The organism is Streptomyces sp. NPDC054841 (genome assembly GCF_053611045.1).
In genome coordinates this window covers 1-1,383 of sequence record NZ_JBSGZO010000904.1, presented here as the reverse complement: position 1 = coordinate 1,383, position 1,383 = coordinate 1, and the positions used below count along the sequence as shown (strand labels likewise).

Genomic DNA, 1,383 nt, shown 5'->3' with positions numbered 1-1,383 from the left:
GTCCTCACGGGTGCGGTCATCGGCGACGGCGCGGTCGTCGGCCCCGACAACGAGCTCAAGGACGGGGTCCGGGTGTGGTGCGACGCGACGCTCCCGGCGGGGGCGATCCGCTTCTCCTCGGACCAGTAGGGCCGTGTGCCCGGGGGCGTCCGCCCCTGGGCCGGACCCGGAGCCATACTCTCTCCGGGGCCCTACTCTCTAAGGGAGTGCACTCCCCAAGGGACTCCCGGAACCCTCCAGGGGACTCGCACCGAGGACCCCGAGCACCGAGGACCCCCGAGACCGAGGACCCCTCCCGTGGCAGGACGCTTCGACCCACGCCCCGCCGTCACCCGCACCACCGTGCGCGGCGGCGAGGTCCCCGTACCCGCTCCCCGGGCCTCGGCCTCCGCGCTCGGGGGCAGGGAGCGGCGCTACGTACCGCCCGGCCCGCTCGACCTGGGGCTCGTGCTGGGGCCGCTGCGGCGCGGGCCGGCCGATCCGACGTTCCGTACGACGCCGGACGGCTCGGTGTGGCGCGCCACCCGCACCCCCGACGGACCGGGCACCCTCCGCGTCGCGGCACGGGACGGGGCCGTCCACACCGAAGCCTGGGGCCCCGGCGCCGAGTGGCTGATGGAGCAACTGCCCGCCATGCTCGGCGAGTCCGACGACCCGGACGCCTTCGAGCCCCGCCACCGCCTCGTCGCGGCCACCCACCGCCGCCGTCCCGGCCTGCGTCTGACCCGCACGGGACTGGTCATGGAGTCCCTGATCCCGTCGATCCTGGAACAGAAGGTCACCACCGACGAGGCCTACCGCGCCTGGCGCCTCCTCGTGAGGAAGTACGGCGAGCCCGCACCGGGTCCGGGCGGCGGTCTCCACGTCATGCCCGACCCTCGCACCTGGTCCCTCATCCCCTCCTGGGAGTGGCACCGCGCGGGCGTCGACAACAAACGAGCCGCCACGATCCTGCGCGCGGTCCGCGTCGCCCGCCGCATGGAGGAGGCCGCGGCGATGGAGCCCGAAGCGGCCATGGCCCGCCTGGAACTGATCCCCGGCATCGGCCCCTGGACCTCCGCCGAGACGATCCAGCGCAGCAACGGCGCCCCCGACGCCGTCACGGTCGGCGACCTCCACCTCCCCGGCATCGTCGGCTACGCCCTCGCGGGCGACCGGGACGCCGACGACGCCGCCATGCTCGAACTCCTGCAGCCCTACGCGGGCCAGCGCCACCGCGCGGCGCGGTTGATCCTGCTGAGCGGGCGGGTGCCGGCGCGTCGCAAGCCGAAGATGCCGCGGCACGACATCGCCGCGCTCTGACCACGGGCCCTCTGACCACGGGCCCTCTGACCACGGGCCCTCTGACCACGGGCCCTCTGACCACGGGCCCTCTGACCACGG

Annotated in this window: 1 protein-coding gene and 1 pseudogene; both read left to right on the top strand. The window is 75.1% G+C overall.

The genetic code is table 11. The annotated features are described in order from the left end of the window. A pseudogene (locus tag ACWGI8_RS44315) lies at positions 1 to 129 on the top strand (NDP-sugar synthase); the annotation flags it as partial. A 168-nt stretch (positions 130 to 297) separates the two neighbouring features. Beyond that, a complete protein-coding gene (locus ACWGI8_RS44310) occupies positions 298 to 1,302 on the top strand; it encodes a DNA-3-methyladenine glycosylase family protein (protein WP_453669293.1) in 1,005 nt (334 codons plus the stop codon). Positions 1,303 to 1,383: the final 81 nt, after the last annotated feature.